A 217-nucleotide genomic window follows, 5' to 3' on the forward strand; every position below is an offset into this window, starting at 1 on the left:
TAAAAAACGGTGTAAAAGTATTGACAGAATGTCCTGTTACAGGCATTGAAGTGACTGACGGCCATGTAACAGGCGTCAACACACCGCAGGGCCTCATTACAGCCAAATACGTCATTAATGCTGCCGGCCTTCATGCCGACGATATTTCCCGTATGGCAAATGATGATAGCTTCACTATTGCACCGCGCAAAGGCGAATACATTTTGTTTGATAAAAA

1 protein-coding gene is annotated in these 217 nt (G+C 44.2%); it reads left to right on the plus strand.

The features are described from left to right. A partial coding sequence (locus tag Ga0466249_RS28135; RefSeq protein ID WP_215832444.1) for an FAD-dependent oxidoreductase occupies positions 1-217 on the plus strand: 217 nt, incomplete at both ends.

The organism is Pelorhabdus rhamnosifermentans (assembly GCF_018835585.1).
Classification (GTDB): Bacteria; Bacillota; Negativicutes; order UMGS1260; family UMGS1260; genus Pelorhabdus; species Pelorhabdus rhamnosifermentans.